19 protein-coding genes are annotated in these 25,184 nt (G+C 62.0%); 7 read left to right on the top strand and 12 right to left on the bottom strand.

From position 1 onward, the window contains the following. Nucleotides 1-17: 17 nt before the first annotated feature. Nucleotides 18-356 (bottom strand): ASCH/PUA domain-containing protein, encoded by a 339-nt coding sequence (locus tag EI293_RS03545; protein WP_125435735.1) that lies wholly within the window; start codon nt 354-356, stop codon nt 18-20. A 317-nt stretch (nt 357-673) separates the two neighbouring features. On the opposite strand from EI293_RS03545, the gene EI293_RS03540 reads away from it, so the two are divergent. Both EI293_RS03540 and EI293_RS03535 read left to right on the top strand, forming a co-directional pair. After that, nucleotides 674-1,090: a hypothetical protein gene (locus EI293_RS03540; protein WP_125435733.1), complete on the top strand. Its 417-nt coding sequence runs from the start codon at nt 674-676 to the stop codon at nt 1,088-1,090. A 7-nt stretch (nt 1,091-1,097) separates the two neighbouring features. Next, entirely contained in the window at nt 1,098-1,442 is a 345-nt protein-coding gene (locus EI293_RS03535; protein WP_125435731.1) for a carboxypeptidase regulatory-like domain-containing protein, read from the top strand. A 133-nt stretch (nt 1,443-1,575) separates the two neighbouring features. Here EI293_RS03535 and ppk1 read toward each other — a convergent pair whose 3' ends face one another. Together ppk1 and EI293_RS03525 are read right to left on the bottom strand one after the other, a co-directional pair. Then, entirely contained in the window at nt 1,576-3,693 is a 2,118-nt protein-coding gene (gene ppk1 / locus EI293_RS03530) for a polyphosphate kinase 1 (protein WP_125435729.1), read from the bottom strand. 133 nt (nt 3,694-3,826) lie between these two features. After that, nucleotides 3,827-4,318 (bottom strand): SixA phosphatase family protein, encoded by a 492-nt coding sequence (locus tag EI293_RS03525; RefSeq protein WP_125435727.1) that lies wholly within the window; start codon nt 4,316-4,318, stop codon nt 3,827-3,829. A gap of 311 nt (nt 4,319-4,629) precedes the next feature. On the opposite strand from EI293_RS03525, the gene EI293_RS03520 reads away from it, so the two are divergent. After that, nucleotides 4,630-6,756: a T9SS type A sorting domain-containing protein gene (locus EI293_RS03520; RefSeq protein WP_125435725.1), complete on the top strand. Its 2,127-nt coding sequence runs from the start codon at nt 4,630-4,632 to the stop codon at nt 6,754-6,756. 84 nt (nt 6,757-6,840) lie between these two features. On the opposite strand, the gene EI293_RS22015 is transcribed toward EI293_RS03520, so the two are convergent. The 4 genes from EI293_RS22015 to EI293_RS03500 form a co-directional block, all read right to left on the bottom strand. Then, complete coding sequence (locus tag EI293_RS22015) at nt 6,841-8,544, bottom strand: GEVED domain-containing protein (protein ID WP_170170224.1); 1,704 nt, start codon at nt 8,542-8,544, stop codon at nt 6,841-6,843. 253 nt (nt 8,545-8,797) lie between these two features. Continuing rightward, nucleotides 8,798-10,081, bottom strand: a complete 1,284-nt coding sequence (locus EI293_RS03510; RefSeq protein ID WP_170170223.1) for a M43 family zinc metalloprotease — start codon at nt 10,079-10,081, stop codon at nt 8,798-8,800. A gap of 192 nt (nt 10,082-10,273) precedes the next feature. Next, nucleotides 10,274-11,614 carry a GTPase HflX gene (gene hflX, locus EI293_RS03505; protein ID WP_125435723.1) on the bottom strand — a complete coding sequence of 447 codons (1,341 nt, stop codon included), beginning with the start codon at nt 11,612-11,614 and terminating at the stop codon, nt 10,274-10,276. Nucleotides 11,615-11,800: 186 nt separating this feature from the next. After that, on the bottom strand, nt 11,801-12,562 hold the full coding sequence (locus tag EI293_RS03500; RefSeq protein WP_125435721.1) for a c-type cytochrome: 762 nt from the start codon (nt 12,560-12,562) through the stop codon (nt 11,801-11,803). Nucleotides 12,563-12,729: 167 nt separating this feature from the next. Between EI293_RS03500 and EI293_RS03495 the strand changes: the two genes are divergently transcribed. Together EI293_RS03495 and rfbC are read left to right on the top strand one after the other, a co-directional pair. Continuing rightward, nucleotides 12,730-13,860: a glycosyltransferase family 4 protein gene (locus EI293_RS03495; RefSeq protein WP_125435719.1), complete on the top strand. Its 1,131-nt coding sequence runs from the start codon at nt 12,730-12,732 to the stop codon at nt 13,858-13,860. Nucleotides 13,861-13,911: 51 nt separating this feature from the next. After that, nucleotides 13,912-14,454, top strand: a complete 543-nt coding sequence (gene rfbC / locus EI293_RS03490) for a dTDP-4-dehydrorhamnose 3,5-epimerase (protein WP_125435717.1) — start codon at nt 13,912-13,914, stop codon at nt 14,452-14,454. Between the two features lie 82 nt (nt 14,455-14,536). On the opposite strand, the gene EI293_RS03485 is transcribed toward rfbC, so the two are convergent. Next, the gene (locus EI293_RS03485; protein ID WP_125435714.1) at nt 14,537-15,838 is read right to left on the bottom strand and encodes a UDP-N-acetylmuramoyl-tripeptide--D-alanyl-D-alanine ligase; all 1,302 of its coding nucleotides are present in this window, start codon (nt 15,836-15,838) and stop codon (nt 14,537-14,539) included. 63 nt (nt 15,839-15,901) lie between these two features. On the opposite strand from EI293_RS03485, the gene EI293_RS03480 reads away from it, so the two are divergent. Then, nucleotides 15,902-18,202 carry an FG-GAP-like repeat-containing protein gene (locus tag EI293_RS03480; RefSeq protein ID WP_125435712.1) on the top strand — a complete coding sequence of 767 codons (2,301 nt, stop codon included), beginning with the start codon at nt 15,902-15,904 and terminating at the stop codon, nt 18,200-18,202. Nucleotides 18,203-18,260: 58 nt separating this feature from the next. Here the strand turns inward: EI293_RS03480 and EI293_RS03475 are convergent, their stop codons facing one another. The 3 genes from EI293_RS03475 to msrA form a co-directional block, all read right to left on the bottom strand. Then, nucleotides 18,261-19,055, bottom strand: coding sequence for an amidohydrolase (locus tag EI293_RS03475; protein WP_125435710.1), 795 nt, complete (start codon nt 19,053-19,055; stop codon nt 18,261-18,263). Nucleotides 19,056-19,127: 72 nt separating this feature from the next. Then, a complete protein-coding gene (locus EI293_RS03470; RefSeq protein WP_125435708.1) occupies nt 19,128-20,312 on the bottom strand; it encodes a methionine aminotransferase in 1,185 nt (394 codons plus the stop codon). Between the two features lie 218 nt (nt 20,313-20,530). Continuing rightward, nucleotides 20,531-21,214 carry a peptide-methionine (S)-S-oxide reductase MsrA gene (gene msrA, locus EI293_RS03465; RefSeq protein ID WP_125435706.1) on the bottom strand — a complete coding sequence of 228 codons (684 nt, stop codon included), beginning with the start codon at nt 21,212-21,214 and terminating at the stop codon, nt 20,531-20,533. Between the two features lie 122 nt (nt 21,215-21,336). On the opposite strand from msrA, the gene EI293_RS03460 reads away from it, so the two are divergent. Continuing rightward, nucleotides 21,337-24,258: a BamA/TamA family outer membrane protein gene (locus EI293_RS03460; protein ID WP_125435704.1), complete on the top strand. Its 2,922-nt coding sequence runs from the start codon at nt 21,337-21,339 to the stop codon at nt 24,256-24,258. Between the two features lie 199 nt (nt 24,259-24,457). Here EI293_RS03460 and EI293_RS03455 read toward each other — a convergent pair whose 3' ends face one another. Further along, on the bottom strand, nt 24,458-24,892 hold the full coding sequence (locus EI293_RS03455; protein WP_125435702.1) for an META domain-containing protein: 435 nt from the start codon (nt 24,890-24,892) through the stop codon (nt 24,458-24,460). Nucleotides 24,893-25,184 lie beyond the last annotated feature (292 nt).

Genomic DNA, 25,184 nt, shown 5'->3' with positions numbered 1-25,184 from the left:
CCAGAAAGCGGGGGCAGCTACCAGAGGCGGGTGTCGTGCACGCCGGCGGGCAGAGGCGGATGCTCGGAAAAGCCCAGCACGCACCAGCCGGCCTCAATACCGAAGGAGCCACCCGGCAGCAGGTAGCTTATCCACCGCTCGGTGGTGCGGCCGGTGAGCTGCTCACTCTCGGGCTCGTACTCGCAGAGCAGCACGGCGTCGCCCACCCGGAAGTCCCGGTCGTTCAGGCGCACATCGAAGGGCTTGGTACCGGCTTCGAAGGCCGCAAAGCAGCCGGGCCAGACTTTCAGCTCGTGGTAATCGGGGAGAGTAGGGGTATAAGGCAGGGCAAGCGTGCCGAAAGAGCTATGTTGCATGGAGTTGTAGTCAAGGAGGTGAAAAGAAGACAGCAGAGAAAATCATGCCGTATTATCCTGAATGTACGAGGATAAAGTTCATAACAGGCAATACAGGCGGATCGTTCGGCCGTTGCGGCATCCGGGGCAAAGGTACCGCACGCGTGTTAAGGCCCCGTTAGCCAGCCATGACCCCTGGTTTACCTTCCCGGGCTTAATGCAACGGGGAGGTGCTGCCGGTAATCATTTCATCATGATTTGATAACCCGCGCCCGGGCAGGCTTGCCGCTACTTTTGTAGCGGCAAGCCGGTATTTTCGGCTCCCGTCACTGCTGCCTATGAAACCTGCCAAAAAACTCCTGCTGGAAGAGCTTACTGCTACCCTCACGCCGCACATCGGGCTAGCCCCCGGCGCAAAACTGCCCAAGGGTATCAGCAAAACCGTGAAGCATCTCACCGACCAGATTCTGCGGCAGCGGGCCAAGCGGGCGCAGCGCGCCGGAGCACCCGCCAAGGCCGCCGGCCAGCTCTTCCCCGAGCAACTGGCCGGCCTGCTGGATGCCCACCTGTACGACTCGCCGGAGCAGGAGCGGGAAGAGCCGGTTACAAAAGCCAGCCGCAAAACGGCCGGGCAGCTGGCCGAAAAGGTGACTAAGCGCCGGAAGCTGCCGGCCCCGGCTGAGGCGGAAGTTCCTGCCGAAACCAAAGCCCGTCGCCCCCGGGCCGCGCGTACCGCCACCAAAAACCCGGCCTAACCCGGCCATGCGCGCCCGCTACATTCTGCTGGCTGGCAGCCTGCTGGCGGCCACCACCGCTTCGGCCCAGACGCGGCCCGATTCGGTGGTGTGTACAGGCCGGGTGCTGAATCCGGCATCAGTACCGCTGGCGGGGGCGTCGGTGCTGCTGAAGGGTACCGTTGTGGCCACCAGTACCAATGCCGATGGCGTGTTCCACCTCATGGTGCCGGCCGGGCCGCAGGTGCTGGTGGTTAGCTACCCCCGCCACCTCGCCGTGCAGTACCCCATTCCCTCTCCCGATTCCCTGGTAGTCATTACGCTGCACGCTACTCAGCCCCGCGTTACGCCTCCGCGCCCCCGCCGGCAGTAGCCGTTGCGCCGCCCGGCACCGTTGCCGGGCTGACATTTCCACGGCTTTGGGCAGCGTGGCGGGCCCGAACGACAACCGGTCCGACGGCTTGCAGCCGCCGGACCGGCGTGGTAAGAAGTAATACGGATTCTGGTTAGCCCTTAGGCGCCGCCGGCTTGCGGGGGCGGGCGGCTGGTTTTTTGTTCAGGCTTTTGAGGTACGCGTAGGTATCGAACTGGGAACGGACGCGGCCTTTTTCGGCGGCCTCCTCCTGCCCCAGGAAGTTGTTCTGCCAGTCGCGGGCCTTCACGTTGTCTTGGCGCTGCAGGTCCAGCAGGTGCCGGACTTCGGCGCGCAAATCGGGCTGCAGAATTGGGAAGGCCACCTCCACCCGACGGTCCAGGTTGCGGGCCATCCAGTCAGAAGAAGCCACGTACACTTTCTCGTCGCCGCCGTTGCCAAACACGTACACCCGGGCGTGTTCCAGGAACCGGTCGACCATGCCGCGCTGCGAGATGTTGCGGCTCTGCCCGTCCAGGTCCGGAATCAGGCAGGAGATACCCCGGATGAGCAATTCCACCCGCACGCCCGCTTCACTGGCCTCGTAGAGCTTGAGAATCATCCGGTCATCCTGCAGCGCATTCAGCTTCAGAATGATGTAGGCATCCTCCCCGCGTCGGGCCCGCTCAATCTCGGCGTCTATCAGTGCCACCAATTTTTCGCGCAGCTCAAACGGAGCTACCAGCAGGTGCTGGAACGCCCCGGTTTTGTCCTGCCGGTCGTGGAAGTAGCGGAATACCTCGGCTACTTCCCGCGTAATTTCCGGGTTGCTGGTAAACACGCCGTGGTCGGCGTACAGCTCACTGGTTTTCTCGTTGAAGTTACCCGTGCTCAGGTATGCGTACAGCCGGTTGTGGCCTTCCTCGGCCCGCGTGATGAGCAGCAGCTTGCTGTGGACCTTGAGGTCGGAAATCCCGAAGATGACGTTGGCCCCGGCCTTCTGGAGCTTCTCGGCCCAGAACATGTTGCTTTCCTCATCGAAGCGGGCTTTCAGCTCTACCACCACTGTCACCTGCTTGCCGTTTTTCACGGCTTTCAGCAGCGCTTTGGCCACTTCGCTCTTGCCGGCTACCCGGTAAAGCGTCATGCTGATGCCACTTACCTGCGGGTCTTTGGCGGCTTCGGTCAGCAGGCGCGTTACGTAGTCGAAGGACTGGTAGGGCGGGTGCAGCAGGTGGTCGCGCTGGGCAATGGCGGGCAGCATGGCTCCCGTGCGGGGCAGGGTAGGGTGGGGCAGCGGCGGCATGGGCTCGTACTGCAGGTGGGCCAGCCCAAAATCAGGAAAGCCGAAAAAGTCGCGGAAGTTGTGGTAGCGGCTGCCTTCCACCAGTTCATCTTTGCCAATGCCGGTTTTCTGCATGATGGCCCGCAATACCTCCTTCGGCATGGCGGGGTCATAGAGCAGGCGGGCCGGAAAGCCGGTTTCGCGCTTCTGCAGGCTGCTCTTGATTTTGGCCAGCAGGTTGTCCGATACTTCTTCCTGAATATCCAGCTCGGCGTCGCGGGAGAGTTTGATGGCGTGTACCTGTACTTTCTGGTACTTCGGAAACAGCTCCTGGGCACAGCAGCGAATCACGTCGTCGAGGAACATCACGTACCGCTCCTGGCCCACGTCGGGCAGGCGCACGAAGCGGCCGCCGTGGCGCTTGGCGGGCAGCTCCATCGTCACCACCCGCTCGCCGTCGTGCTTTTTACGGTTCTCGGGCTGCGTGAGCAGGAACGTGAGGTATACGCTCTGGTCGCGCAGAAACAGGTGATGCAGATTCTCATCCAGAATAATGGGCGAGAGCAAGTCCTGCACATTAGTCCGGAAATACTCCTGCACCCAGGCGCGCTGCTCGTCGCTCAGGTCATGCTCCGAAATCAGGTGGATATGCTCCGCGCGCAGCCCTGGCAGAATCTGGTTGCGGAATGTGTCGCCAAACTCCTGCTGCTGGCGGCCCACCTCCTGCAGCAGGTCGTGGAGCTGCTCGGCGGGGTCGTCGCCCAGCTTGGCGCGGGTTTTCTTCTTGAGCTTCACCAAGCGGCGCAGGGTGGCCACGCGCACCTTAAAGTACTCGTCCAAGTTGCTGCTGAAAATGGCCAGAAACTTAATGCGCTCCAGCAGCGGCACCTCGGGGTTCTGGGCTTCCTGGAGCACGCGGCGGTTAAAGGTCAGCCAGCTTAGCTCGCGGTTCAGCAGCCGGGGCTGCGCCTGTTTGGGTTCGGACATAGGTGAGGAGTTGCCGGTTGTTGGCTTTTAGTTGTGATTTATTGGCTGCGGGTTTTGAGTGTCAGAACTAAGCGCTAAAACCGGCAACTGACAACCAGCAACTAAAAGCTATCAACCAAAAACCAGCAATTGGCTATTGGTTTTTCGGTTTGTCGAAGAAGTAGTACTCCGCGTTGGCGCGGTCCACCCGGGCCCACTGGTCGGTGCTGAACTTGAGGCACACGATGGCTGCGGTAGGCATTTCGGGGATTTCGCTGGGGGAAAGCAGGTTGGCGAAATCGGTGAGGGTGTTGTTGTGGCCCACCAGCAGCACAGAGTCGGCCGTATCGGGTAGTTGGCGCACAACGGCCAGCAAATCGGGCACGGTAGCTTCGTAAATGGCCTCTACCACCTCAATTTTATCGGCCGGATATTCCAGCTCGTGGGCTACCAGCGCGGCCGTGCTCAGGGCGCGCACGGCGGGGGAGCTTACCAACAGATCCAGCTTCGTGTTGCGCTTAGTCAGGGCCTGGCCCATGAGGGGGGCATCATCGCGGCCCCGGTCGTTGAGGGGGCGCTGCTGGTCGCTCAAATCGTCAAAGCTCCAGCTCGATTTGGCGTGGCGCATCAGGTACAAGGTCTTCATACGGGTCGGGAGCAGAACAATGGGCAGGCTTCTTTACTGAGGCAGTACTAAAAGGTTTTGAGCAAGGTACAATTCGGGCGGCAGGTGACAATTACCGGGCCGGAGCGAGGCGGAAGCCGGGTCGTCGGCCCAATCCGGTTTGCCTGGATGCTCCCGCCGTCGCCGATCCAATTTGGCATCATGTATTTTGTTATTCAGATACTTAGGAGAATATCTGCTAAACTTGTGTGTCGTTTCGAGACGTGTTCTTCCCGTAATGACACGACTTCTGCTTGTTTACCTGTCCTTTCTCTGTTCCATTATTTCCATTTATGACCCTACATTTTCCCGTCTGGCTGCGCCGTAGTGCGCGTCCCTTCCTACTCCTGGCGGCCCTGGCGGCAATAGCGCCGGAGGCCCGCGCCGAGGGATCCAAAAACCTCACGCCCGGTACCGGTACCCGGGGCACGGCCACCGGCGCCAACAACTTCGTGGGCTACCTCCAGCACAACGACGGGGACGTAGCCAGTGCCACCTCCAACTCTCGATATTTTTTGAAGGAAGGCGCCCCCGCCGACCAACGCCTGTACGTACGGATGAACGGTGGCGAAACCCTGTACTTCGGGGTGCGCCGCATCCGCAGCAACGATGCCGCCGCCGTCAACAACGGCCGTCTGCGGTTGCAGGTGAAGTATCTGGATGGCAATAACGCGGAGCAGGTAGCCTCCACCCACTACCTGGAGCCCCAGACGACCAGCACCGAAGGAGCCGTGAACCTGGCCCCCAGCCAGCCCGGCTACATCGCCACGCCCGAGGAAGCGGCGGCCGGCCCTCGCTACCTGGCCGGTAATACCAGCCCGGCGGCCGGCTATAACCCGTTCGTGTACGCTCCGGTCGCCTCGGCCCCGGCCCGCGACTACTGGGTGGAGTTTATGGAGGTAGATGCGGCCGGCAGCGCCGTAGGCGTGGCCCAGAACAAATCCTGGTACGACCTGTGGGACTTCACGGTGCGCGACGCCACCAGCGAGAAGCCGGGCCGGCTGTACTCGCAGCACTGGTCGTTCACGGCCGCCGGCGGGACCAACGCGCTGTCCTCGTCGTTTGTGCTCTACCCGCTGATTCCGAACCTGAACTTCAACAACCAGAGCTTCTTCGTGAAGCGGGTCAGCTACGCCGGTATCCAGCCCTTCGGCGTGATTCTGGTGGCCAACAGCCAGGGCACCAACGTGGCGGGCAACTTCAAGGACAAGCGCAAAAGCCAGAACAGCAACGCCGGCTACCCCGAGTACAAGCTGTTCGTGAACAACCCCGACCCGGTCATTTACCCCACCTCACCCCGGCCCAACAACCCTACGGTAACCACCAGCTGCAGCGGTGGCGTCACCACCTTCACGCTGCGCGTAGATCAGGCCGGTTTTGGGGTAGTGTTCATTGATGGCGACCGGAACAACCTCTACGACCGCACCCAGGACCGGGTGCTGGAGAAACCCACCGTCATCGGGGATAATACGTTCGTGTGGGATGGTAAAACCGACGCCGGTACCACCATGAACCAGACCAATCTGAGCGTGACTTTTTCGAGCGGCGTGGGCCCGGTGAACTTCCCCATCTGGGACTGCGAGCAGGCTCCCGATACAGGTATTTCGGTGCAGGATGTGCGCCCCGGCAACGACGGCGCGGCCGACTACATCTTCTGGAACGACTCATTGCTGGGCCCCAGCTTCTCGAACCCCTACATCAACCCTATTGGGGGGAACACCACGGCTACCAGCCACCGCTGGGCCTCCAATGCCGGCAACGAGAAGCTGGTGAACTCCTACGCCGTGGGGCTGCTGGCCCGGGGCAACGCCATCCAGATTGTGTACGACCCTGTCAGTGCCTGCGCCACCACGCCGCCGGTAGTGCTGCAGCCGCTGCCGGTGCAGCTGGTGGCCTTTACGGCCCGAGCGCAGCGCAACGGCGTGGCTTTGCAGTGGCGCACGGCTTCTGAAACCCACAGTGCGTACTTTGAAGTGGAGCGTAGCGTGGATGGGCGGCAGTTCGCGCCGGTGGGCCGTGTGGCGGCCCAGGGCACCAGCACCACGCTGCAACAGTACGCCTTCATCGATGTCACGCCGCCCGCCGGTCCGCTCTACTACCGCCTGCACCAGCTTGATGTGGATGGTACCGGCCAGCACAGTAGCGTGGAAGTGGTAACCGGCTCCCCGGCCGAAGGCTTCACGCTCTATCCCAATCCTGCCACTGCCACGCTGCACGTCCAGCTCCGCAACGCGCTGACCGGCCCCGTTACCCTCCGCATCCTGGATGCTACCGGCCGCGTGGTGTGGCAGGAGCAGCGCACATTGCCGGCCTCGCAGCGGGTGCTGGACGTGTCGGTGACCAACCTGCCCACCGGCCGCAGCTATCTGCTGCAGGTGCAAACCGCCACCGGCTCGGTAGTGCAGCGCTTCGTGAAGTAGCCAGCGTATCTGCCAGACGCAAAAAGCCCCTTCTCCGATGTGGAGAAGGGGCTTTTTGCATTTAACGAAGCCGAAGCCGGTTCGTTATTCCTTAATGAAGCGCTGGTGCGTTACCTGCTGCCCATCGGCAATGCGCAGGGTGTACACGCCTTTGGCCAGGCCGCCCACGTTCAGCAGGTTGCCGTCAAAGCTTACCTGCTTCATCTGGGCACCGCGTACATCGTACACCGTCACCGTTACGGCTTTGTTGTCGATGGAAGCGGGTACCTCGATGTTGAGCACATCGGTAGCCGGGTTCGGGAAGATGCGGTAGCCCACCGATTCGGCCGTAGCACCCGACTGACGCGCCGTGCCGCCCGAAATAGTAATGCTGTAATCTTCGGTTTCGCCGTAGCTGTAGCTGTTGCAGCTGGTGGTGGCCGAGGCGTCGCTCATCACGATGCGCAGGCGGGTTTTGCCGCTCTTGGCCGTGGCGGGCACCGTGAAGGTGCTGGTGAGGGTGCTGGCCGAAGCGCTGCTGCGGCTGGCTACCAGTTCGCCCGAATCGGAGAAGTCACCGTCCTGGTTGTAGTCAACATATACTTTCCAGTACTCGGTGTACGCCGTAGAAGCATAGCCGGCCGAGTAGCTGATGGTCTGCGAAGACCCGGCCGTTACCGTGGTGCCCAGGGCCGTACCGTCGTAGTAGCCGGCGTTGGCCCCCGAGGTGCGGCTGATGGAGCCGAGCTGCACGAAGTCAACCCACTCATACGATACGTTGCCGCCTTTGCTCGCGCAATAGGTAGGAGTAGTAGGGGTACCGCCGCCGCCGGGAGCCGTGCCGCCGGTAGAAGTCAGCAAGCCAGCGCGGGCGCCACCCGTAGCGAACAGCGCATTCATGCGCGAGGACTGACCGTTGGAGAACATGTACATGCAGGCGTCGTCGGTGTAGTCCATGTAGTTCATGAACATGTCGCCGTTGGGGCCGTTGGAGCAGGTCACTTTCGGGAAGGAAGGGCAGCCGCCGTTGCTGGTCTGCTGGGTGGGCGTGTCGCTCACCAGGTCATTGCCGCAGCTGGCATCGCCCCAGATGTGGCGCAGGTTCAGCCAGTGGCCTACTTCGTGGGTAGCCGTGCGGCCCAGGTTGAACGGAGCTGCGGCCGAACCATTCCGGCCGAAGCCCGAGCTCAGGATAACCACGCCGTCGGTAGCGGCTGCGCCGCCGGGAAACTGAGCGTAACCCAGCACACCACCCGAGAGGTTGCAAACCCACAGGTTCAGGTACTTGGCCGAGTTCCAGGCGTCGAGGCCGCCGGTGCTCACCTTTTTCATGGCGTCATCGGTGCCCCAGCTGGTACGGGTCGTCGATTTGCGCTCGATGCCGGTGGTAGCGGCTCCGGTTGGGGTTTGCTTAGCCAGTACGAACTGAATGCCCACGTTGGCCGCCAGCCCAGCAAAGGCCGAGGGCGTCTTGCTCACGTCGGCGTTCAGCTTGTTGAAGTCCTCGTTCAGCACGGCAATCTGCGACTGAATCTGGGCATCCGACACGTTCTGGGCAGTAGTGTTATACAGTACGTGCACTACTACCGGGATAGTCACTACGGCCGAAGTACGTAGCGCAAGCGGATTGTCAACGAACGAGTTCGTCTGATTCTCAATAGCTGCCAGACGCTGGGCCATGGCCGGATCGGCCGCGAGCTGGGTCGCCAGATTTTCCATAGTGGAGCACTGGCGCGTCTGGGCCTCAGCCGAGAGAGAAGCTCCCAGACCCAAGAAGGCCAGAGCGAGCGAGTAAATGGTTTTCTTCATACGGAACGTGTAAATGGTTGTGGTGAGAAATGAGAACGAGTATTACGCAACTAGGTGTGGTGGTTGTGAGAAAGGGGAACAGGAGGGCAAATTATTGAAAATATTTAAATAAATCACGTTTATGTTGCTTGTAATTGCAAATTGAAGTGGTTTTTGCCTTGATTCTGCTAATTGTACATATCTGCAATAAATACAATGCCTGCCCGGAGCTACTTCCGGGCAGGCATTCAGTATCAGGCGTACGGGTACGAATCTATTCTTTGCGGAAACGCTGGTGCTGGGTGTTGATACCATCCGTCAGAACGAGGTGGTAGAAACCGGCCGGCAGGGCCGATACATCCAGCGTGCCTTCGGCAGAAGTGCGCGTCTGCTTCATTTCAAAACCGCTCAGATCATATACTTTCGCCTGCCAGTTGCTGGCGGGCGTGTTCAGCGCCGTACGAATGGAAAGCTGGTCGGTGGCGGGGTTCGGAAATACCTGTAGCTGCTCGGCCGGAGCGGAGGTAGCTACCAGTGGGGCGGTGCCGCCGTTGGAAGTGGCAAGGCCTACGCGGGCTCCACCGGAAGCAAACAGCGCGTTCATGCGCGTCGACTGGCCGCTGGAGAACATGTACATGCAGGCGTCGTCGGTGTAGTCCATGTAGTTCATGAACATGTCGCCGTTGGGGCCGTTGGAGCAGGTTACTTTCGGGAAGGAGGGGCAGCCGTAGTTGCTGGTCTGCTGGGTGGGCGTGTCGCTCACCAGGTCATTGCCGCAGCTGGCATCGCCCCAGATGTGGCGCAGGTTCAGATAGTGGCCTACTTCGTGGGTAGCCGTGCGGCCTTTGTTATACGGAGCCGCCGAGCCACCAGGCAGCGAGGAATACAGCACTACCACGCCGTCGGTGCTGGTTGAGCCGCCGGGAAACTGCGCGTAGCCTAACAGGCCCTGGCCCAGGTTGCACACCCAGATGTTGAGGTATTTGGTTGCGTCCCACGGTGCATCGCCGCCGCGCTTGGAATTCTTTACCGCGTCGTTAGAGCTCCAGGAAGTGGTTTTGGTGTATTTGTGGATGATGCCGTTGGTAGCAGTGCCGGTGGGCGTCCGCTTGGCCAGGGTGAACTGCACGTTCGTGTTGGCGGCCAGGCCGGCGAAAGCAGCCGGAATCAGGGACGCATCGGCGTTGGCTTTGGCGAAATCCTGATTGAGAACATCAATCTGCGCCTGCACCTGGGCATCCGACACATTCTGAACGGTGGTATTATAGAGCACGTGTACAACTACCGGAATGGTAACGGCGGCGGCAGTACGGCGCACGTCCGGATTGGCAGCGAAGCGGTTGGTTTGTGCCTCAACGGCGGCCATCCGCTGGGCCATCTGCGGGTCGGCGGCGAGCTGAGCGTTCAGTACTTCCATCGTAGCGCACTGGCGACCCACCGACTGAGTTGACTGCTGACCAAAGGCCAGGATGTTGGCACGTACGCTATGCTGAGCCAGTGCCGAAAACGACGTAAGACATGCCAGACCGAGCGAGAGAGAGTAAAAGGTTTTTTTCATGCGCGTGGTTGTGGGAATTAAGGTGTTTTGATTTAAATGTACATTTTTTTGATAAATCCGCAAAAGAATGGATGGATGGATACGGAATGTTTATCATATGGTTGGATTTAGAGGTAGAAACAAATAAAAAAAGCCCAGCGTACGGCCGGGCTTCTCTTCAGGGGAAGTAATCAGTGCAGGATAATCAGGTAGTTAGCTCTGCCACTCCCCATTATCGGGGCTAATGGGCTGCACCGAGGGGTACCGCTCGGCATGAATAGCTGCCACGCGCCGCGTGAGCATGGCGCGCAACTCATCTATGTTCTCTCGTTCCTGCGCCGAGATGAAAATAACCGGGTCGTGGAGTTTGGCCATGTAGGTGGCCTTGAGCTGTTCCAGCGTGGGGCGGGGCGTTTCCTCTTCTTCCTCGTTCATGCCTTCAAAACCGCCGTGGTGCTCTGCCGTCACCTCGGCGTTGTACAGGTCAATTTTGTTGAAGATGAGTAGCATCGGCTTGTCGGCCGCGTTGATGTCCTTGAGTGTGTCGTTCACCACCGCAATGTGCTCCTCAAAGGAAGGGTGCGAAATGTCCACCACGTGAAGCAGCAGGTCGGCCTCCCGGATTTCATCCAGCGTGCTTTTGAAGCTCTCGATGAGGCGGGTGGGCAGCTTGCGAATGAAACCTACGGTATCGGAGAGCAGGAAGGGCACGGTTTCAAGCACCACCTTGCGCACCGTGGAGTCGACGGTGGCGAAGAGCTTGTTTTCGGCAAACACATCGGCCCGGCTCAGCAGGTTCATAATGGTGCTTTTGCCCACATTGGTGTAGCCCACTAAGGCCACCCGCACCATACCCGTGCGCGACTTGCGCTGGGTCTGGCTCTGCTTGTCCAGCTCCTTGAGGCGCTCCTTCAGGAAGTCGATTCGCTCCCGCACTACGCGGCGGTCCGTTTCGATTTCGGTTTCCCCCGGGCCCCGCTGGCTGACGCCGCCGCCGCGCTGCTTGTCCAGGTGAGTCCAGAGGCCGGTGAGGCGGGGCAGCAGGTACTGGTACTGGGCAAGCTCCACCTGCGTGCGGGCCGTGGCCGACTTGGCCCGGCTGGCGAAAATATCGATAATGAGCAGGGAGCGGTCCACGATTTTCACCTGGAGCTCGGCCTCCAGGTTGCGGAGTTGGGACGGCGAAAGGTCGTCGTCGAAGATAACCATGCTGGCCCCGCTGTGGTCCACGTAGGCCTTGATTTCGGCCAGCTTGCCCTCGCCCACAAACGTGCGGATATCGGGTTTATCGAGGCGTTGCACGAAGCGTTTGGTGACGATGGCCCCGGCTGTTTCCGCCAGAAAGGCCAGCTCGTCGAGGTATTCCTGGGTACGGGCGTCGGCCTGGCGCTTGTCGGGCACGGCCACCAGAATGGCGGTTTCGGCTTCCGGCGCGGTTTCGTAGGTATCGTGTTTGGAGGCCTTAGCCAGAATACGGCCGGCCCGGCCCTTCACGTTGTCGGTGGCGCCGGGGTGGCGGGTGCTGTTCTCGCGGCGTTTAGATTCTTTGGCCATAATCGGAAGTTCAGAAAGGAAAACGAAAGCTCGCCAGGTGGCAGGCTCCCGTACGGTTCTACGGTAAAGGTAGGACTTGGGGTGTTTCGGCTTCGCCTCGTACTGACAGACTATTTCGCTTTGGTGGAGCGGGCAACAACGCCGGTTTTCGGCCGGTGTACTGCTGCGGTAACGGTTGGTGGGGCGTTACCGCAGCGTCAGGGAATATTCCACCACCTGCCGGATTTCTTCCTCGGTGAGCTTGTCCTGGAAAGCTGGCATCTTTTTGCTGATGCTGCCATTGGCCACCTGATACATGCGGCCGGCAGCGTTGAGGTTACTCTGGGTCAGGTCGCGGGCCCCGTTGAGGCCCAGCTTGCCATCAGAGCCATGACAAACGACGCAGTTTTGCGTATACAGAACCTTTCCTACCTCCAACACGGGCGGGGCGGTGGCCTCCGTCTGCACCGAGTTGAGCAGGGCTTGGTCGGTGGCGGAAATAGCGAGGGTATCCACAGGAGCCGCCGCATCGGGTGTGGCAGTAGCTTCGGCCTGGCCAGAGGCTGAAGGCGCCGTGGTTTCCGGCTGCCGGAGCTGGTTGGGGAGTACGTTAGGGAGCGTCAGGTAAAGGGTGGAGATGTAGAGTACCACGGCACCCAATAAGTTCCCGAAGGCCAGGTACCCACTTTCCCTGCGTAGCATCCAGACGCAAGCCAGCAGTAGCACCACCACGCCCACCAGCAAGGCCAGGAACCCCGGCCCAAGAGCAGTGGTAGTGGCCCACACACTGGCCCCGCTCAGCAGCGTAGTTCCTAGCAGCACGCTGTCGGCCCAGCGGGTGCGGGCGCGTAGTTGGCGCAGCGGCTCCTGGCGGCCTGTCAGCAGCAGCCAAACCTTATAGCCAAAGAACAGGAACGCCGCGCATACAAGCAGCACATGCAGGCTTAGCAGCAGAACGGGAGCAGACAAACGAGCGGAAGATTAAGGTGAAGCGGGAAGGCGCAAAAGTACGGCATGGCTGCCGCCCGCTCACCGAAAACCGCGCCGTTGCGTATAGGGCCGCCGGGAGGCCCGTATCTTTGCCCGCCCGCCCGGCTGGTTTTCCTCTTTTTATACTTCCCTGCTACCCCTTCCGCATGCGCGTTGCCATTGTCATCAATACCAGCTGGAACATCTGGAATTTTCGTCGGAGCCTAGTAAAGGCACTGCAAGCCGCCGGGCACGAGGTGCTGGCCATTGCCCCGCCCGACGCCTATTCCGAGCGGCTGGAAACCGAGCTGGGCTGCCGCTTCGTGCCCATCCCGATGGAAAACAAAGGCACCAATCCGGTAAAGGACGCCGCCCTCACCCGCCGCTTCTACCGCATCTACCGCCGCGAGCGGCCCGATGTGGTGCTGCATTACACCATCAAGCCCAATATTTATGGTACGCTGGCCGCGCGTCTGGCCGGTATTCCGAGCGTGAACAACGTGTCGGGGCTGGGTACGGTGTTCATCGTGAAGAACCTGGTGAGCAAGGTGGCCCTGGGGCTGTACCGCTTCGCGTTTCAGTTTCCGAAACGCGTGTTTTTCCAGAACGGTGATGACCGGCAGCTCTTCCTCGAAAACGGCCTAGTAGACCAGCGCATTACCGACCTGCTGCCCGGCTCCGGCGTCGATACCGACCGGTTCCGGCCCGATCCGGCTTATCAGCGGCAGGAGCCGTTCGTGTTTTTGATGATTGCCCGGGTGCTCTACGAGAAAGGAGTGGAGGAATACTTTGAGGCGGCCCGCCTGGTGCGGGAGGCCGCTCCCGGCACGCGGGTGCAACTGCTGGGCGGCATTGATGAAAGCGGGGGCGTGGGCGTGAAGCGCGCCCTGTTTGAGGAGTGGCTGCAGGCAGGCAACGTGGAGTACCTGGGGACTTCCGATAACGTGGCCGACCTGATCCGGCAGGCCGACTGCGTGGTGCTGCCGTCTTACCGCGAAGGCACGCCCAAAACCCTGCTCGAAGCCGCCGCCATGGGCAAACCCATTGTGACTACCGACGTGCCCGGCTGCCGCGAAACCGTGGTGGATGGCCTCAACGGTCTGCTCTGCGAAGTGCGCAATGCTCCGGACCTGGCCGCCAAAATGCTGCGGGTGCTGCGTTTGCCCGCCGCCGAGCTGGAGCAGATGGGCCGCGCCGGCCGCCAGCTGGCCGAAACCAAGTTCGATGAGCAACTGGTCCTCAATAAATACCTGGAGGTGGTGCGCGAAGTAACTGCCGGGCACTCCGGCCGCCGCTAAATCTGCCTAACTTGCCGCCTGATTCGCTGCCCAGTCCTCAATAGTTGCTACATGGAATTTAAATACTTCGATATCCCGGGAGTGGTAGAAATTCTGCCGCGTGTGTTTGGCGACGTCCGGGGAGCCTTCTTTGAGTCATTCAGCACCCAGAAAATGGAAGCGGCCGGCGTTATCGGCAACTGGGTGCAGGATAACCAGTCGCGCTCCGACCGGGGCGTGGTGCGGGGGCTGCACTTTCAGAAGCCGCCTTATACCCAGGCCAAGCTGGTGCGCGTAGCCGCCGGCCGTGCACTGGATGTCATTGTGGATATCCGCCGCGACTCGCCCACGTACGGCCGCCACATATCGGTGGTGCTGGACTCGGAGCGGTTCAATATGCTGTACGTGCCCGAGGGCTTTGCCCACGGCTTTACGGCGCTGGAAGACAACACGCTCTTCCTCTACAAATGCACCAACTACTACGCCCCGCAGGCGGAAGGTGGCCTGCTCTGGAACGACCCCGCCCTGGCCATCGACTGGGGAGTGCAAACGCCTACCATTTCTGCCAAAGACCAGATCCTGCCCACGCTGGCTGAGCTGGAAAGCCCGTTTTAAGGCAAATCAGCACCTAAAGAAGCCGCCGGGCTTCCGTCGTCCGAATGGGCGACGGAAGCCCGGCGGCTTTTCTTTTCAGGTGCTAGAGCAGTTCCAGCAACGTTTCCAGCCCCATGCCCCGGGAGCCTTTAATCAGAATCTGGCGGCCCTGAAGCGGCTGGCTTTGGAGCCAGGTTACGGCCTCTGGCTTGGTAAGAAAGTGCCGGGCCGCACTGTTGGCGGCGGCGGCCTGCTGCATTTCCTTGCCAATGACCACCACGGTACCCAGAGGCAGTTCGGCCAGCAGATGCCCCAGTGCCGCGTGCTCTTGCTTGCTTTCAGTGCCCAGCTCAAACATGTCGCCGAGGATGACCACTTTATCCTCGGGGCGGCCGGGGCGGGTGGCAAAGCTGTGCAGCGCGGCGGCCATGCTGCTGGGGTTGGCGTTATAGGCATCCAGCAGCACCTCGTTGCAGGCCGTGCGGACCAGCTGGGAGCGGTTGTTGACAGGCGCGTAGGCAGCCAGCGCTTCCCCAATATCGGTAGCTGCAACCTCAAAATATGCCCCCACGGCAGCGGCGGCGGCCAAGTTAGGAAAGTTGTAGCCGCCCGTAATCTGCGCTTCCACTGTATCCCCGTTGAACAGGCGCACTATAACCTGAGGCGCGTCACTGACGAGTTCCGCCGGGTACGTATCGGCCGGGGCCGGATAGGTAATCTGCTCCGATACGGTGGCCGCTAGGTCGGGCAGACGGGCATCCAGGGTGTTCACGAAGGCGGTGCCGCCTACCTGCTCCAGAAACCGGAACAGCTCCCCCTTGCCTTTTACAATGCCCTCTACGCCGCCAAAACCTTCCAGGTGAGCTTTCCCGATGTTGGTAATGAGGCCGTGGGTGGGCTCCGCCAGCCGGCACAACAGCTCGATTTCGCCCTGGTGGTTGGCCCCCATCTCCACAATGGCCAGCTCATGCTCGCCGGGCCGAATGCTGAGCAGGGTCAGCGGCACGCCAATGTGGTTGTTAAGGTTGCCCCGCGTGTACTGCACCTGGTAGCGGCGACTTAATACCGCGTGTACCAGCTCCTTGGTAGTGGTTTTGCCGTTAGAGCCCGTAATGGCTAATACCGGCATAATCAGCTGTCGGCGGTGGTGCTGGGCCAGTTCCTGCAGGGCCACCAGCGGGTCGGGAACATACGTGTAGCGTTCCGGGTTGGTATTGGCCAGAGCCTCATCATCTACCACGGCGTAGCGGGCCCCTTGAGCTAAGGCCTGCGCGGCAAAGTCGCGGCCCCGGAAAGTGGGGCCGTTCAGGGCGAAGAAAAGAGTGCCCTCCTGGGGTTGGCGCGAGTCGGTGCTGACGGCCGAAGATTCCCGGAAACGAGCGTAAAGCGCCGTGAGGTCTGCCATGCGGTTTTGTGCGTAACTTTAGAAGCGAGAGAAAATAACCAGTTGCTACCAACGCCGTTGTCGATGCGTCACTACATGATTCGGGGAGTACTGAGCGCCTTAGCCGGTGGGGTCTTTTTTTCGGCGCAGGCCCAGAGTGGAACCTCGTTCGGCTTTGAATTCAAGGCTCTGGCAAAAGTAGTACAAGGTACCGACACGCTGCGCAATGCCTGGGCCGGGGGGCTGAATTCGCCCCAGTTTTCCAACATCGACCTGAACGCTGACCAGCAGCCCGATTTGTTTGTGTTCGACAGAGCCGCCAACCGGGTATTTCCATTCCTGAGCGTAGCGGCCGGCACGGGCCGGGCCTGGCAGTTTGCCCCCGAGTACGCGGCCCTGTTTCCGCCGGATCTGACGGGCTGGGCATTGCTGCGGGACTACGACTGCGACGGGCGCCCCGACCTGTTCACGGCCGATGCTTCCGGCAGCAGCATCCGGGTATTTCGCCAGGTACCTGATGCTCAAGGCCGCCCCGGTTTTCAGCTGATTACCTCCCGGCTCACGTACTTCGATGCCAACCTGAACCTCAACATCAACATTGCCACCGGCGGCTACAACATGCCGGCCATTGAAGATGTGGACAACGACGGCCGACTGGATGTGCTGACGTTTGATTTCTCGGCCACTTCGCCTGCTATTTACTACTACCGCAATACCACCACGGCCGGCTGCGGCGGCCTCACGCTCCGGGAGGAATCCAATTACTGGGGTGGGCTTACGGCCTGTCTGTCGGGCTGCAATGGCTTTTCATTTGCGCCGGATTTCTGCCGGCCGCTCCCGCGCCCTACGCATACCGGCGGCTACAATATTGGCCTGTTTGACCTGGACGGCGACGGGGATAAGGAGCTGCTGACCGGGCGCGACAACTGCCCGGAGCTGACCGCCATTCGCAACGATGGGACGGCGGCGGTAGCCCGCTTCACCAGTGCCGGCCTGAACGCTAATCCACCATTCAGCACCACGGCCGCGCTGGTACCCAATTTCCCGGCTGCTTACCCCGTGGATGTAACGTTTGATGGCCGCCCGGACGTGGTAGTAGCTGCTAACCTCTACGATAACACTGATACCGTAGACCTGCGGCAGACGGCCCTGCTGTACCGCAGCACCGGTACGGGCGCAGTGCCCGCCCTGGTGCGGGAGCGGCCCGATTTCCTGCAGCACGATATGCTGGAAGTGAGCGAGCTGGCCGCGCCCACTTTCGGCGACCTGGACGGCGACGGACTGGTGGATATGCTGGTGGGCGGCGTGAGCCGTAACAACCCCGGCCGTTTTTACCGGGCCAGCCTGAGCTTCTACCGCAACGCGGGGACGCGTACGGCCCCCGTTTTCCAGCTCGTTACTTCCGATTATCTGGGCCTGACCAGCCGTAAGCTGGCCTTTATCAAGCCGGTATTGGTAGATCTAAACCAGGATGGCACTCTGGATCTGGTGTATTCGGCCCATGCAAAAGGCTCCGGTAATAACCCTATTGCATTCCTGCTGAATACGGCTGGGGCCGGGCGGGCGGCGGTGTTCAACCCCAGCGCCGTGAGCTACTTCGCCAACATGCCGCAGCAAGTGTTTGATATGCCCTGCTTCGCGGATGTGGATGGCGACGGCCGCCTGGATATGCTGCTGGGCACTAGCTCCAGCTCCGCAGTGTATCCGGGAGAGGCCCTGCGCTACTACCGCAATACCGGCGCGGCTAACCTAAGCCAGACGTTCACGCTTCAGGATAACGACTTCGGCCGCATTCGGACCAGCAACGGAGGCCGCCCCAGCTACCTCAGCCCTGTTGTAGCCGATTTCGACGGCGACGGCCGCCCGGATCTGCTTACGGCTGATACCAGCGGCGACATCCGCTTCTTCCCCGATTTCCGGGCGCAGACCGGAGCCTTCCTGGGCCGCACCGATTTGTTTTATAACCCGCTTACCGCTCAGTTTCAGCCCGGGCAGTGGGGGCGGGCCAACAAGTTCCGGTATGCCCCGGCCGCTGCCGATGTAAATGCTGATGGTGCCCCGGAGCTGTTTCTGGGCCTGGAGGGCGGCGGCATCACCAGCTTTATTCCGCGCAACCGCGTTGTTACGGCTACTCAGCCGGCTGCCGCTACGTTGCTGTTGCAGCTCTACCCTAATCCGGCCAGCAGTACGGTTACGGTGGAGGCGGCCCGGCCTATGCGCCTCACGCTGCTCGATCTGACGGGGCGCGTAATCCGACCGGCCACGGCGGCGGCCCGTATCCAGCAGTTGGATGTGACGCAGTTGCCCGCCGGAATTTACCTCGTACGCTGCCAGGCCCTGACCGGCGAAACCACCGTGCGGCGGCTGGAAGTTCGAGGCCACTAAAAACCCGCCCTGCTACCTGAGTAGCAGGGCGGGTTTTACTTTATGAGCCGGGCCGGAATTACTTCAGGACCAGACTGCGGAGTTCAAATTCGTCGCCATCATTGAGGGCAGGAAACCGTTCCCGGAAAGCCGTCAGCTCGGCCCGGCGCAGGGTGCGGGTAATGCTGGTTTCCTGATTGCCCACTTCCACCAGATACTCGCCCCGCATGTCCAGCAGAGCCGAGTCGCCGGTGTAGGCGAGGCTGTTGCCATCCATTCCCACGCAGTTCACGCCCATTGTATACGCCAGGTTCTCAATGGCCCGGGCACGCAGTAACGTCATCCAGGCAGTTCGGCGGATGGCGGGCCAGTTGGCCACGTATAGCAGCAGGTCGTAGGGGTTGTCGAGCGGGTTGCGGCTCCACACGGGAAAGCGCAGATCATAGCACACCAGCGGACAGATGCGCCAGCCGCGCCATTCCTCAATCAGCCGCTCCGCGCCGGGCGTGTACACATGGTGCTCGTTGGCCATGGTAAACAGGTGGCGCTTGTTGTAATGGCTCACCGAGCCATCGGGCCGGACCCAGAGCAGGCGGTTGTAGTAGCGGCCTTTCTCCTGCACAATAATGGTGCCCGTCACCACGGCGTCGCGGGCGTCGGCTACTAGGCGCATCCACTCCAAAGTGGGGCCATCCATCGGCTCGGCCAGCGCGGCAGCTTCCATACTGAAGCCGGTGGTAAACATTTCGGGGAGTACAATGAGGTCCGTGGCAATGGAAATCTCATCAATGTGGCGGCTCATCTCCCGATGATTGGCAGCAGGATCATGCCAATGCAGGGCGGCCTGCACGAAGGAAACAGTGAGGTCAGACACGGCAACAGGTATTTAGCGTACAGATCAGTCTTGAAGTTTACAAAAAAGATGCTACGCTACAAAGAAATATTTCTATTGTTGAATCCGGCCGCCGCCCGGCTGCCGCTGCCGTAGCCGCTCGGCAGCAGCGTGCAGGGTAGCGTCCTGTTTGGCAAAGCAAAACCGGATCAGACTCTGGTCGTGGCGGTTGTGGTAGAAGGCGGAAAGCGGCACCACGGCCACGCCGGTTTCGGTGGTAAGGCGGCGGGCAAAGTCCTCATCCGATACGCCGGGGGCCAGCGCGCTGAAATCGGCCACCTGAAAGTAGCCGCCCTGTACCGGCAGCAGCCGAAACCCGGCCGGTGCCAGCAACTCCCGGAACAGGTCGCGCTTTTGCTGATAGAAAGCGGGCAGCATATCGTAGAGCGTGGTGTCGGGCAGCACTTCGGCCAGGGCATACTGGGTGGGCGTGCTCACGCTGAACGTCACAAACTGGTGGACGCGGCGCAGCTCGGCCGAGAGCCGGGCCGGGGCGATGCAGTAGCCCACCTTCCAGCCGGTAGCATGGTAGGTTTTGCCGAACGATGACAGCACAAAGGCCCGTTCCCGCAGCTCCGGATGGCCCGTGACGCTGGCGTGAGCAGCCCCATCGAACACCATGTGCTCATATACTTCGTCGCTGAGCAGCAGGGTATCGGTGTTGCGCAGCAAGGCCGCCAGGGTATCAAGGTCGGCAGGAGTGAGAATGGCCCCGGTAGGGTTGTGGGGGGTATTAATCATTACCAAGCGCGTGCGCGGAGTAAGAGCCGCCACCACTTGGTCCCAATCGGGGCGGAAGTCGGGAAACTGGAGTGGCACGTACACCGGTATGCCGCCCTGGAGCCGCACGGCCGGCCCGTACAGGTCGTAGGCCGGCTCCAGAATCAGCACCTCATCCCCCGGGCGTACCACGGCGGCCAGCACGGCGTACAGGGCTTCCGTGGCGCCGCTGGTTACGGTGATGTCGGTGGCGGGGTCGGGCTGGTGGCCGTAGAGGCGGGCGGTTTTGGCCGCAATGGCCTCGCGCAGGCTGGGTAGGCCGGGCATGGGCGCGTACTGCTGATGGCCGGGCGTGAGCACCTGGCGGGCCAGCGCCTCCAGCAGCGGGCGGGGCGGGTCATAATCAGGGAAGCCCTGGGCCAAGTTGATGGCCCCGTTTTCCTGGGCCAGCTGGGTCATCACCGAAAAAATACTGGTACCCACATCGGGCAGTTTGGAGAGCAGGGCAGGTTGAGCCATAAAAAGCAGCGGAGTACATATAAAGAAGGCGCTGAAGATAGTCAGCGCCTTTTCGGAACAATAAGGCAGCAATGCAGCGCAGCCGGCAACCGCGTACAAATAACGAGCCCCTGCCGTCATTGTAGGCGGTAGGGGCTCGTTGGAGTAGGAGCAATTCAGCAGACCGCCTTGTGCGGCACGTTAGGCTCCGCGTTATCAGCGGAACTTCTGGTCGGCAACTACAGCGGGCTCTTCAGCAGCTGCGGAAACTTGTGGCGAAACTTCTCCACTTTGGGCGTCGAGACGTTCTGCACGTAGCCCTCGGCCGGGTGCAGGCGGTAGTAGCCCTGGTGGTAGCCCTCGGCCGGCCAGAACTTCTGAAACGGCACCACCTGCGTCACGATGGGGCTGCCGTATTGCTTGCTGGCATTCACCCGGGCAATGGCGTCGTCGATGATTTTCTTTTCGGCCGGAGTACGGTAGAAGGCTACTGAGCGGTACTGCCGGCCGGCGTCGGGGCCCTGGCGGTTGAGGGTGGTGGGGTCGTGGGCCGCCCGGAAAAATACGTCCACCAGCGTGGCGTAGCTGATCTGCTTGGGGTCGTAGTAGATTTCAATAGACTCGGCGTGGCTGGTCTGGCCGCTGCCCACTTCCTCATACGTGGGGTTGTTTTCCTTGCCGCCGCTGTAGCCCGATACTACGGCCTGCACGCCTTTCAGCTCCTCGAATATTTCCTCGGTGCACCAGAAACAGCCCCCGGCAAAAGTAGCCGTAGCCAGGCCAGCCATATTGGCGGGAGCCGGGCCTGTAGTGGAGCGCGTAAGCGGACCGGTTTTAGTCTGGGCCTCGGCCGGGCGGCGCTCCGAGCAGGAGGCCAGCAACAGAATCAGCAGGGCCGCGAGGCCATTTTTAAGCAGGGTCATCAGCGGGAGAAATAAGTGGGGTTCGAAACAGAAACAGCGTATCTACGCAACTGTTGCCGCCCCGGACGTGGGGCCGGGCCGCAGGCGTTTGCTTTCGGGTTGGCGGGGTGGTTTCTTCGGGGATGCTAACCTTGCTTTTCGGCGTGAAAGTTCCTGCGCGTACCCCGTGGCCGAGCCTGCGGCCGAACCTCTGGCCGGCCCTGGGCCTGACCCTGCTGCCCGGGCTGCTGTCGGCCCAAAACCTGTTGCCCATCGAAGCGCAGGTACCCGCCTCGGTGCGCTGGTACGAGGTGCGCACGCCCCACTTCCGGGTGCTGTACCCGGCCGGCTTCGAGGAGCGCGCCCGCCGCACTGCCCACCGCTTGGAGCAGGTACATGAGCCCGGCGGCGCGTCGCTGGGCCTGAGCGGGCGGCCGGTTTCGGTGGTGCTGCAAACCCGCACTACCATCGGCAACGGCTTCGTGTCGCTGCTGCCCCGTCGCTCCGAGTTCTACACCACCTTCCCCCAGGACCCGTTCCTGAGCGGCACCCTCGACTGGCTGGATGAGCTCACGGTGCACGAATACCGCCATGTGGTGCAGTTTGATAAAGCCCACCAGGGCCTGGGGCAGCTGGGCTACCTGCTGGGCGGCTACGGTGGCCTGGGCCTCACCACCCTGGGCGTGCCCGATTGGTTTGCCGAAGGCGACGCCGTGGGCACCGAAACGGCCCTCACCCGCAGCGGCCGGGGCCGCATCCCCAACTTCGACGCCTACTTCCGGGCCAACCTGCTGGCCGGGCGGCGCTACTCCTACGCCAAGGCCGTGGCCGGCTCCTTCCGCGACAACGTGCCCAACCATTACGTGCTGGGTTACTTCCTCACCACCCGCCTCAAGCGCACTGCCCCCGACGCAGGCATCTGGGGGACGGTGCTGAACCGCTACTACCGCTTCCCGGTGTACCCGCTGTCTTTCTCGGATAAGCTGCGCCGCACCACCGGCCTGCGCACCGACGACCTGTACGCCACCACCGTGCGGGAGCTGGACAGCCTCTGGCGCGCCGAGGCCGCCGCCCGCCCCCTCACCCCCGCCACCGAGTTGCCCGTGGCCGCCACCGAAAAGGTATTCACCGAGTACCAGTATCCGCAGTACACTACTGGCGGCGCGGTGCTGGCCCTGAAAAGCGGCCTGGGCCACACGCCCCGGCTGGTGGAGCTGCAGCCCGGCCGCCCCGAGCGGGAGCTGTGGGTGCTGGGCCTGCACCACAACGCCGAGCAGCTCTCGGCGGGCGGCATGCGGGTGGCCTGGCTGGAGTTCCGCTACGACCCGCGCTGGCAGCAGCAGGTGTACTCCGAGGTGCGGGTACTGGACCGCAGAAGCAGTCTGACCCACTTGCTCCGGCCCGGCCGCCGCACCCGCTACACCGCCGCTGTCCTCTCCCCCGATGGGCAGCATCTGTTGGCCGTTAGCACCGATTCCAGCTACCAGCACCGGCTGCACCTGCTGGATGCCAGCTCCGGCGCGGTGCTGCGCACGTTCGACAACCCTGATAATCAGCCCTACCTGCACCCGCGCTTCGGGGCCGAGGGGCGCACGGCGGCCGTGGTGCGGCTGGAAGCGGCCGGCAAGCGGCTGGAGCTGCTGGACCTGACCACCGGCCAGGCCCGGGTGCTGCTGCCCGCCGCCAACGACAACATCGCCCAGCCCCAGCCCTGGCAGGAGTACGTGCTGTTCAGCTCGCCCCGCTCGGGCCAGGAGGAAATCTACGCCGTGCACACCACCACCGGCGAGGTACGCCAGGTAACCAGTCGGCCCGTGGGCAGCTACCACCCCACCGTAAGCCCCGACGGGCAACGGCTGGCCTTCCACGAAATTCGGGCCCAGGGCAGCCGGGTGGTGGAAATGCCGCTGAATCCGACCGCCTGGCTTCCGGCCCCACCCGCCGCCCCGGCGCCTAACCGCTACGCCGATGAGCTGGCAGCCCGGGAGCCCGGCACCCGCACCATCGGCCCTGTGCTCCCCACCGATTCGGTGGCGGGTGCAGCGCTGGTGGCCCGCCGCTACCGCCGCCTGCCCCACGCGCCTAACCTGTACGGCTGGGGTCTGGTGCAAAGTCCCTCGGGCAACGGCCTCAACCTGGGCCTACGCGCCCAGGACGTGCTCAGCACCACCCAGGCCGTGGCGGGCGTGGGCTTTGATGGGGTGGAGCGTACCGGCCGCGTGTTTGCCGACGTGAGCTACCAAGGCCTATGGCCGGTGCTGGATGCGGGGGTGGAATACGGTGGCCGCCGGGCCATCGGGCCGGTGCCGGGCGGCGTGCGTGAGGATCAGTGGCAGTACACCCGCCTGAGCCTGGGCAGCCGTCTGCCGCTGGTATTTACTCAGTCGCGTATGCTCACCTCGCTCAGCGTGGGCGCGTATTATCAGCTGGAGAAAACCCAGGGCTACGATTTTACCCGGCGGTTTATCAACGAGGTGGGCAGCCGGCCGCTGCACGCGCTGCTGGGCAGCGTCAGCTTTGCCCGCACCCTGCGCCAGAGCTACCGCGACGTGGCGCCGCGCTGGGGCCAGAGCCTGAGCCTCACGGCCCGGGGCACGCCGTTCGGGGCGGGACTGGCGGCCCGGCAGCTGGCGGCCCAGGGTAGTCTGTTTCTGCCGGGGCTGGGCTGGCACCACGCCGTGCGCCTGCGGGCTGGCTATCAGCACCAGCAGCAGGACGAATATCGGTTCGGGGCGGCCATTTTCTACCCGCGTAACCTGCCCTATCTCAGCGGGAATCAGCTTACCTCCTTCAGCGGCGAGTACCGCCTGCCTTTGGCTGATGTACACTGGGAGCTGGGCCGGGTGCTCTACGTCCAGCGCCTCAAGGCCAACGTGTTTACCGACGGCGTGCGGGTGGTATCCGACAACTTCCGCAACACCTACTACTCCGCTGGCTTCGACGTCTCGGCCGTATTCAACCCGCTACGCCTGCGTACGCCGCTTGAAGTGGGCCTGCGCACCGTCTATGACTCCTATTATCAACGCTGGCAAGTCCAGCCCCTGGTGCTGAACGTAGGCTTCTGAAGCCGCAAGGGTGAAGCTGTGAAAGGTGAAATGGTGAAAGCGCAGCCACCTGGCAAATGACGCCCTGATGAACGGCCACAAATTCGGCTCACACCAAAACAGCCCCGGCGGCGCGACAAGTTGATGTCGCGCCGCCGGGGCTGTTGGTTGTTCGGGTTGTATGCTCGCAGGTTACTTCATCATTTCACAACTCCACCGCTTATTCGGCCTTAAACACCAACAACGGCTCGGCGTGCTGCGCGTCGTAGAGGGAGAGGCGGCGGTGGCTGATGACGTAGCGGGCTACCATCGGCAGCAGCGTGAGGTAGCGGTTTTCCGCGTCCTGGCCGGCGCAGGTGGCGTACGTGCTGGCCTGGGTGGAAAAGCTCAGCTGGGGTGAGCCGGCCCTAAGGGTGTACTTGCCGCCATACTGGTTGCAGAACGCGCGGCCGTTGTTGGTACTGCCCACCGAGTTCAGCAGCAGGTCAGGAACAGTACTGCTGGGCTGAGCTACGGGGGGCTGCCCCTCCAATTCCGTCAGAACCCAGCGCTGGTCGAGCAGGTACACGGGGGCCGGTACCGGCTCATCATCTTTGGCACAGCTGCCGAGGAGGAGGAGGGCCGGCAGCAACAGAAAGGAGCGCAAAGTAGACATCGGCAAAAAGAAATATAACAGTGTAATAAGACAGCGGGAAGAGCCCCCAAACGGCGCAATGGTTGCACCCGCGGGGCCGGTAACTGGGCCCAGATTACTATCCGGCGGGCCTTGCCGGCTGCCGTTGGCCGCCAGGCAGGAAACGGTGTCGTTATTTTCTCAAACTGAAACGAAAATAGAAATAGGGATTTGTATATTTCGCCTTAAATCAGGTTGATAGACCGCTCATATTTTGGTGCATACCTTTTCTCCGCAGGGCAATAAGAAGATGGTTGCCGTCGGTTGTTAGAAG

The organism is Hymenobacter perfusus (genome assembly GCF_003944765.1).
Taxonomy (GTDB): domain Bacteria; phylum Bacteroidota; class Bacteroidia; order Cytophagales; family Hymenobacteraceae; genus Hymenobacter; species Hymenobacter perfusus.
Note: the sequence above shows the minus strand (reverse complement) of the source record. Positions and strands in the feature narration are given on the sequence as shown.

Coding starts and splice junctions, on each gene's coding strand:
- EI293_RS03545 (WP_125435735.1), bottom strand. CDS start 356: ATGCAACATAGCTCTTTCGGCACGCTTGCCCTGCCTTATACCCCTACT.
- EI293_RS03540 (WP_125435733.1), top strand. CDS start 674: ATGAAACCTGCCAAAAAACTCCTGCTGGAAGAGCTTACTGCTACCCTC.
- EI293_RS03535 (WP_125435731.1), top strand. CDS start 1,098: ATGCGCGCCCGCTACATTCTGCTGGCTGGCAGCCTGCTGGCGGCCACC.
- ppk1 (WP_125435729.1), bottom strand. CDS start 3,693: ATGTCCGAACCCAAACAGGCGCAGCCCCGGCTGCTGAACCGCGAGCTA.
- EI293_RS03525 (WP_125435727.1), bottom strand. CDS start 4,318: ATGAAGACCTTGTACCTGATGCGCCACGCCAAATCGAGCTGGAGCTTT.
- EI293_RS03520 (WP_125435725.1), top strand. CDS start 4,630: ATGACCCTACATTTTCCCGTCTGGCTGCGCCGTAGTGCGCGTCCCTTC.
- EI293_RS22015 (WP_170170224.1), bottom strand. CDS start 8,544: ATGAAGAAAACCATTTACTCGCTCGCTCTGGCCTTCTTGGGTCTGGGA.
- EI293_RS03510 (WP_170170223.1), bottom strand. CDS start 10,081: ATGAAAAAAACCTTTTACTCTCTCTCGCTCGGTCTGGCATGTCTTACG.
- hflX (WP_125435723.1), bottom strand. CDS start 11,614: ATGGCCAAAGAATCTAAACGCCGCGAGAACAGCACCCGCCACCCCGGC.
- EI293_RS03495 (WP_125435719.1), top strand. CDS start 12,730: ATGCGCGTTGCCATTGTCATCAATACCAGCTGGAACATCTGGAATTTT.
- rfbC (WP_125435717.1), top strand. CDS start 13,912: ATGGAATTTAAATACTTCGATATCCCGGGAGTGGTAGAAATTCTGCCG.
- EI293_RS03485 (WP_125435714.1), bottom strand. CDS start 15,838: ATGGCAGACCTCACGGCGCTTTACGCTCGTTTCCGGGAATCTTCGGCC.
- EI293_RS03480 (WP_125435712.1), top strand. CDS start 15,902: ATGCGTCACTACATGATTCGGGGAGTACTGAGCGCCTTAGCCGGTGGG.
- EI293_RS03470 (WP_125435708.1), bottom strand. CDS start 20,312: ATGGCTCAACCTGCCCTGCTCTCCAAACTGCCCGATGTGGGTACCAGT.
- msrA (WP_125435706.1), bottom strand. CDS start 21,214: ATGACCCTGCTTAAAAATGGCCTCGCGGCCCTGCTGATTCTGTTGCTG.
- EI293_RS03460 (WP_125435704.1), top strand. CDS start 21,337: ATGCTAACCTTGCTTTTCGGCGTGAAAGTTCCTGCGCGTACCCCGTGG.
- EI293_RS03455 (WP_125435702.1), bottom strand. CDS start 24,892: ATGTCTACTTTGCGCTCCTTTCTGTTGCTGCCGGCCCTCCTCCTCCTC.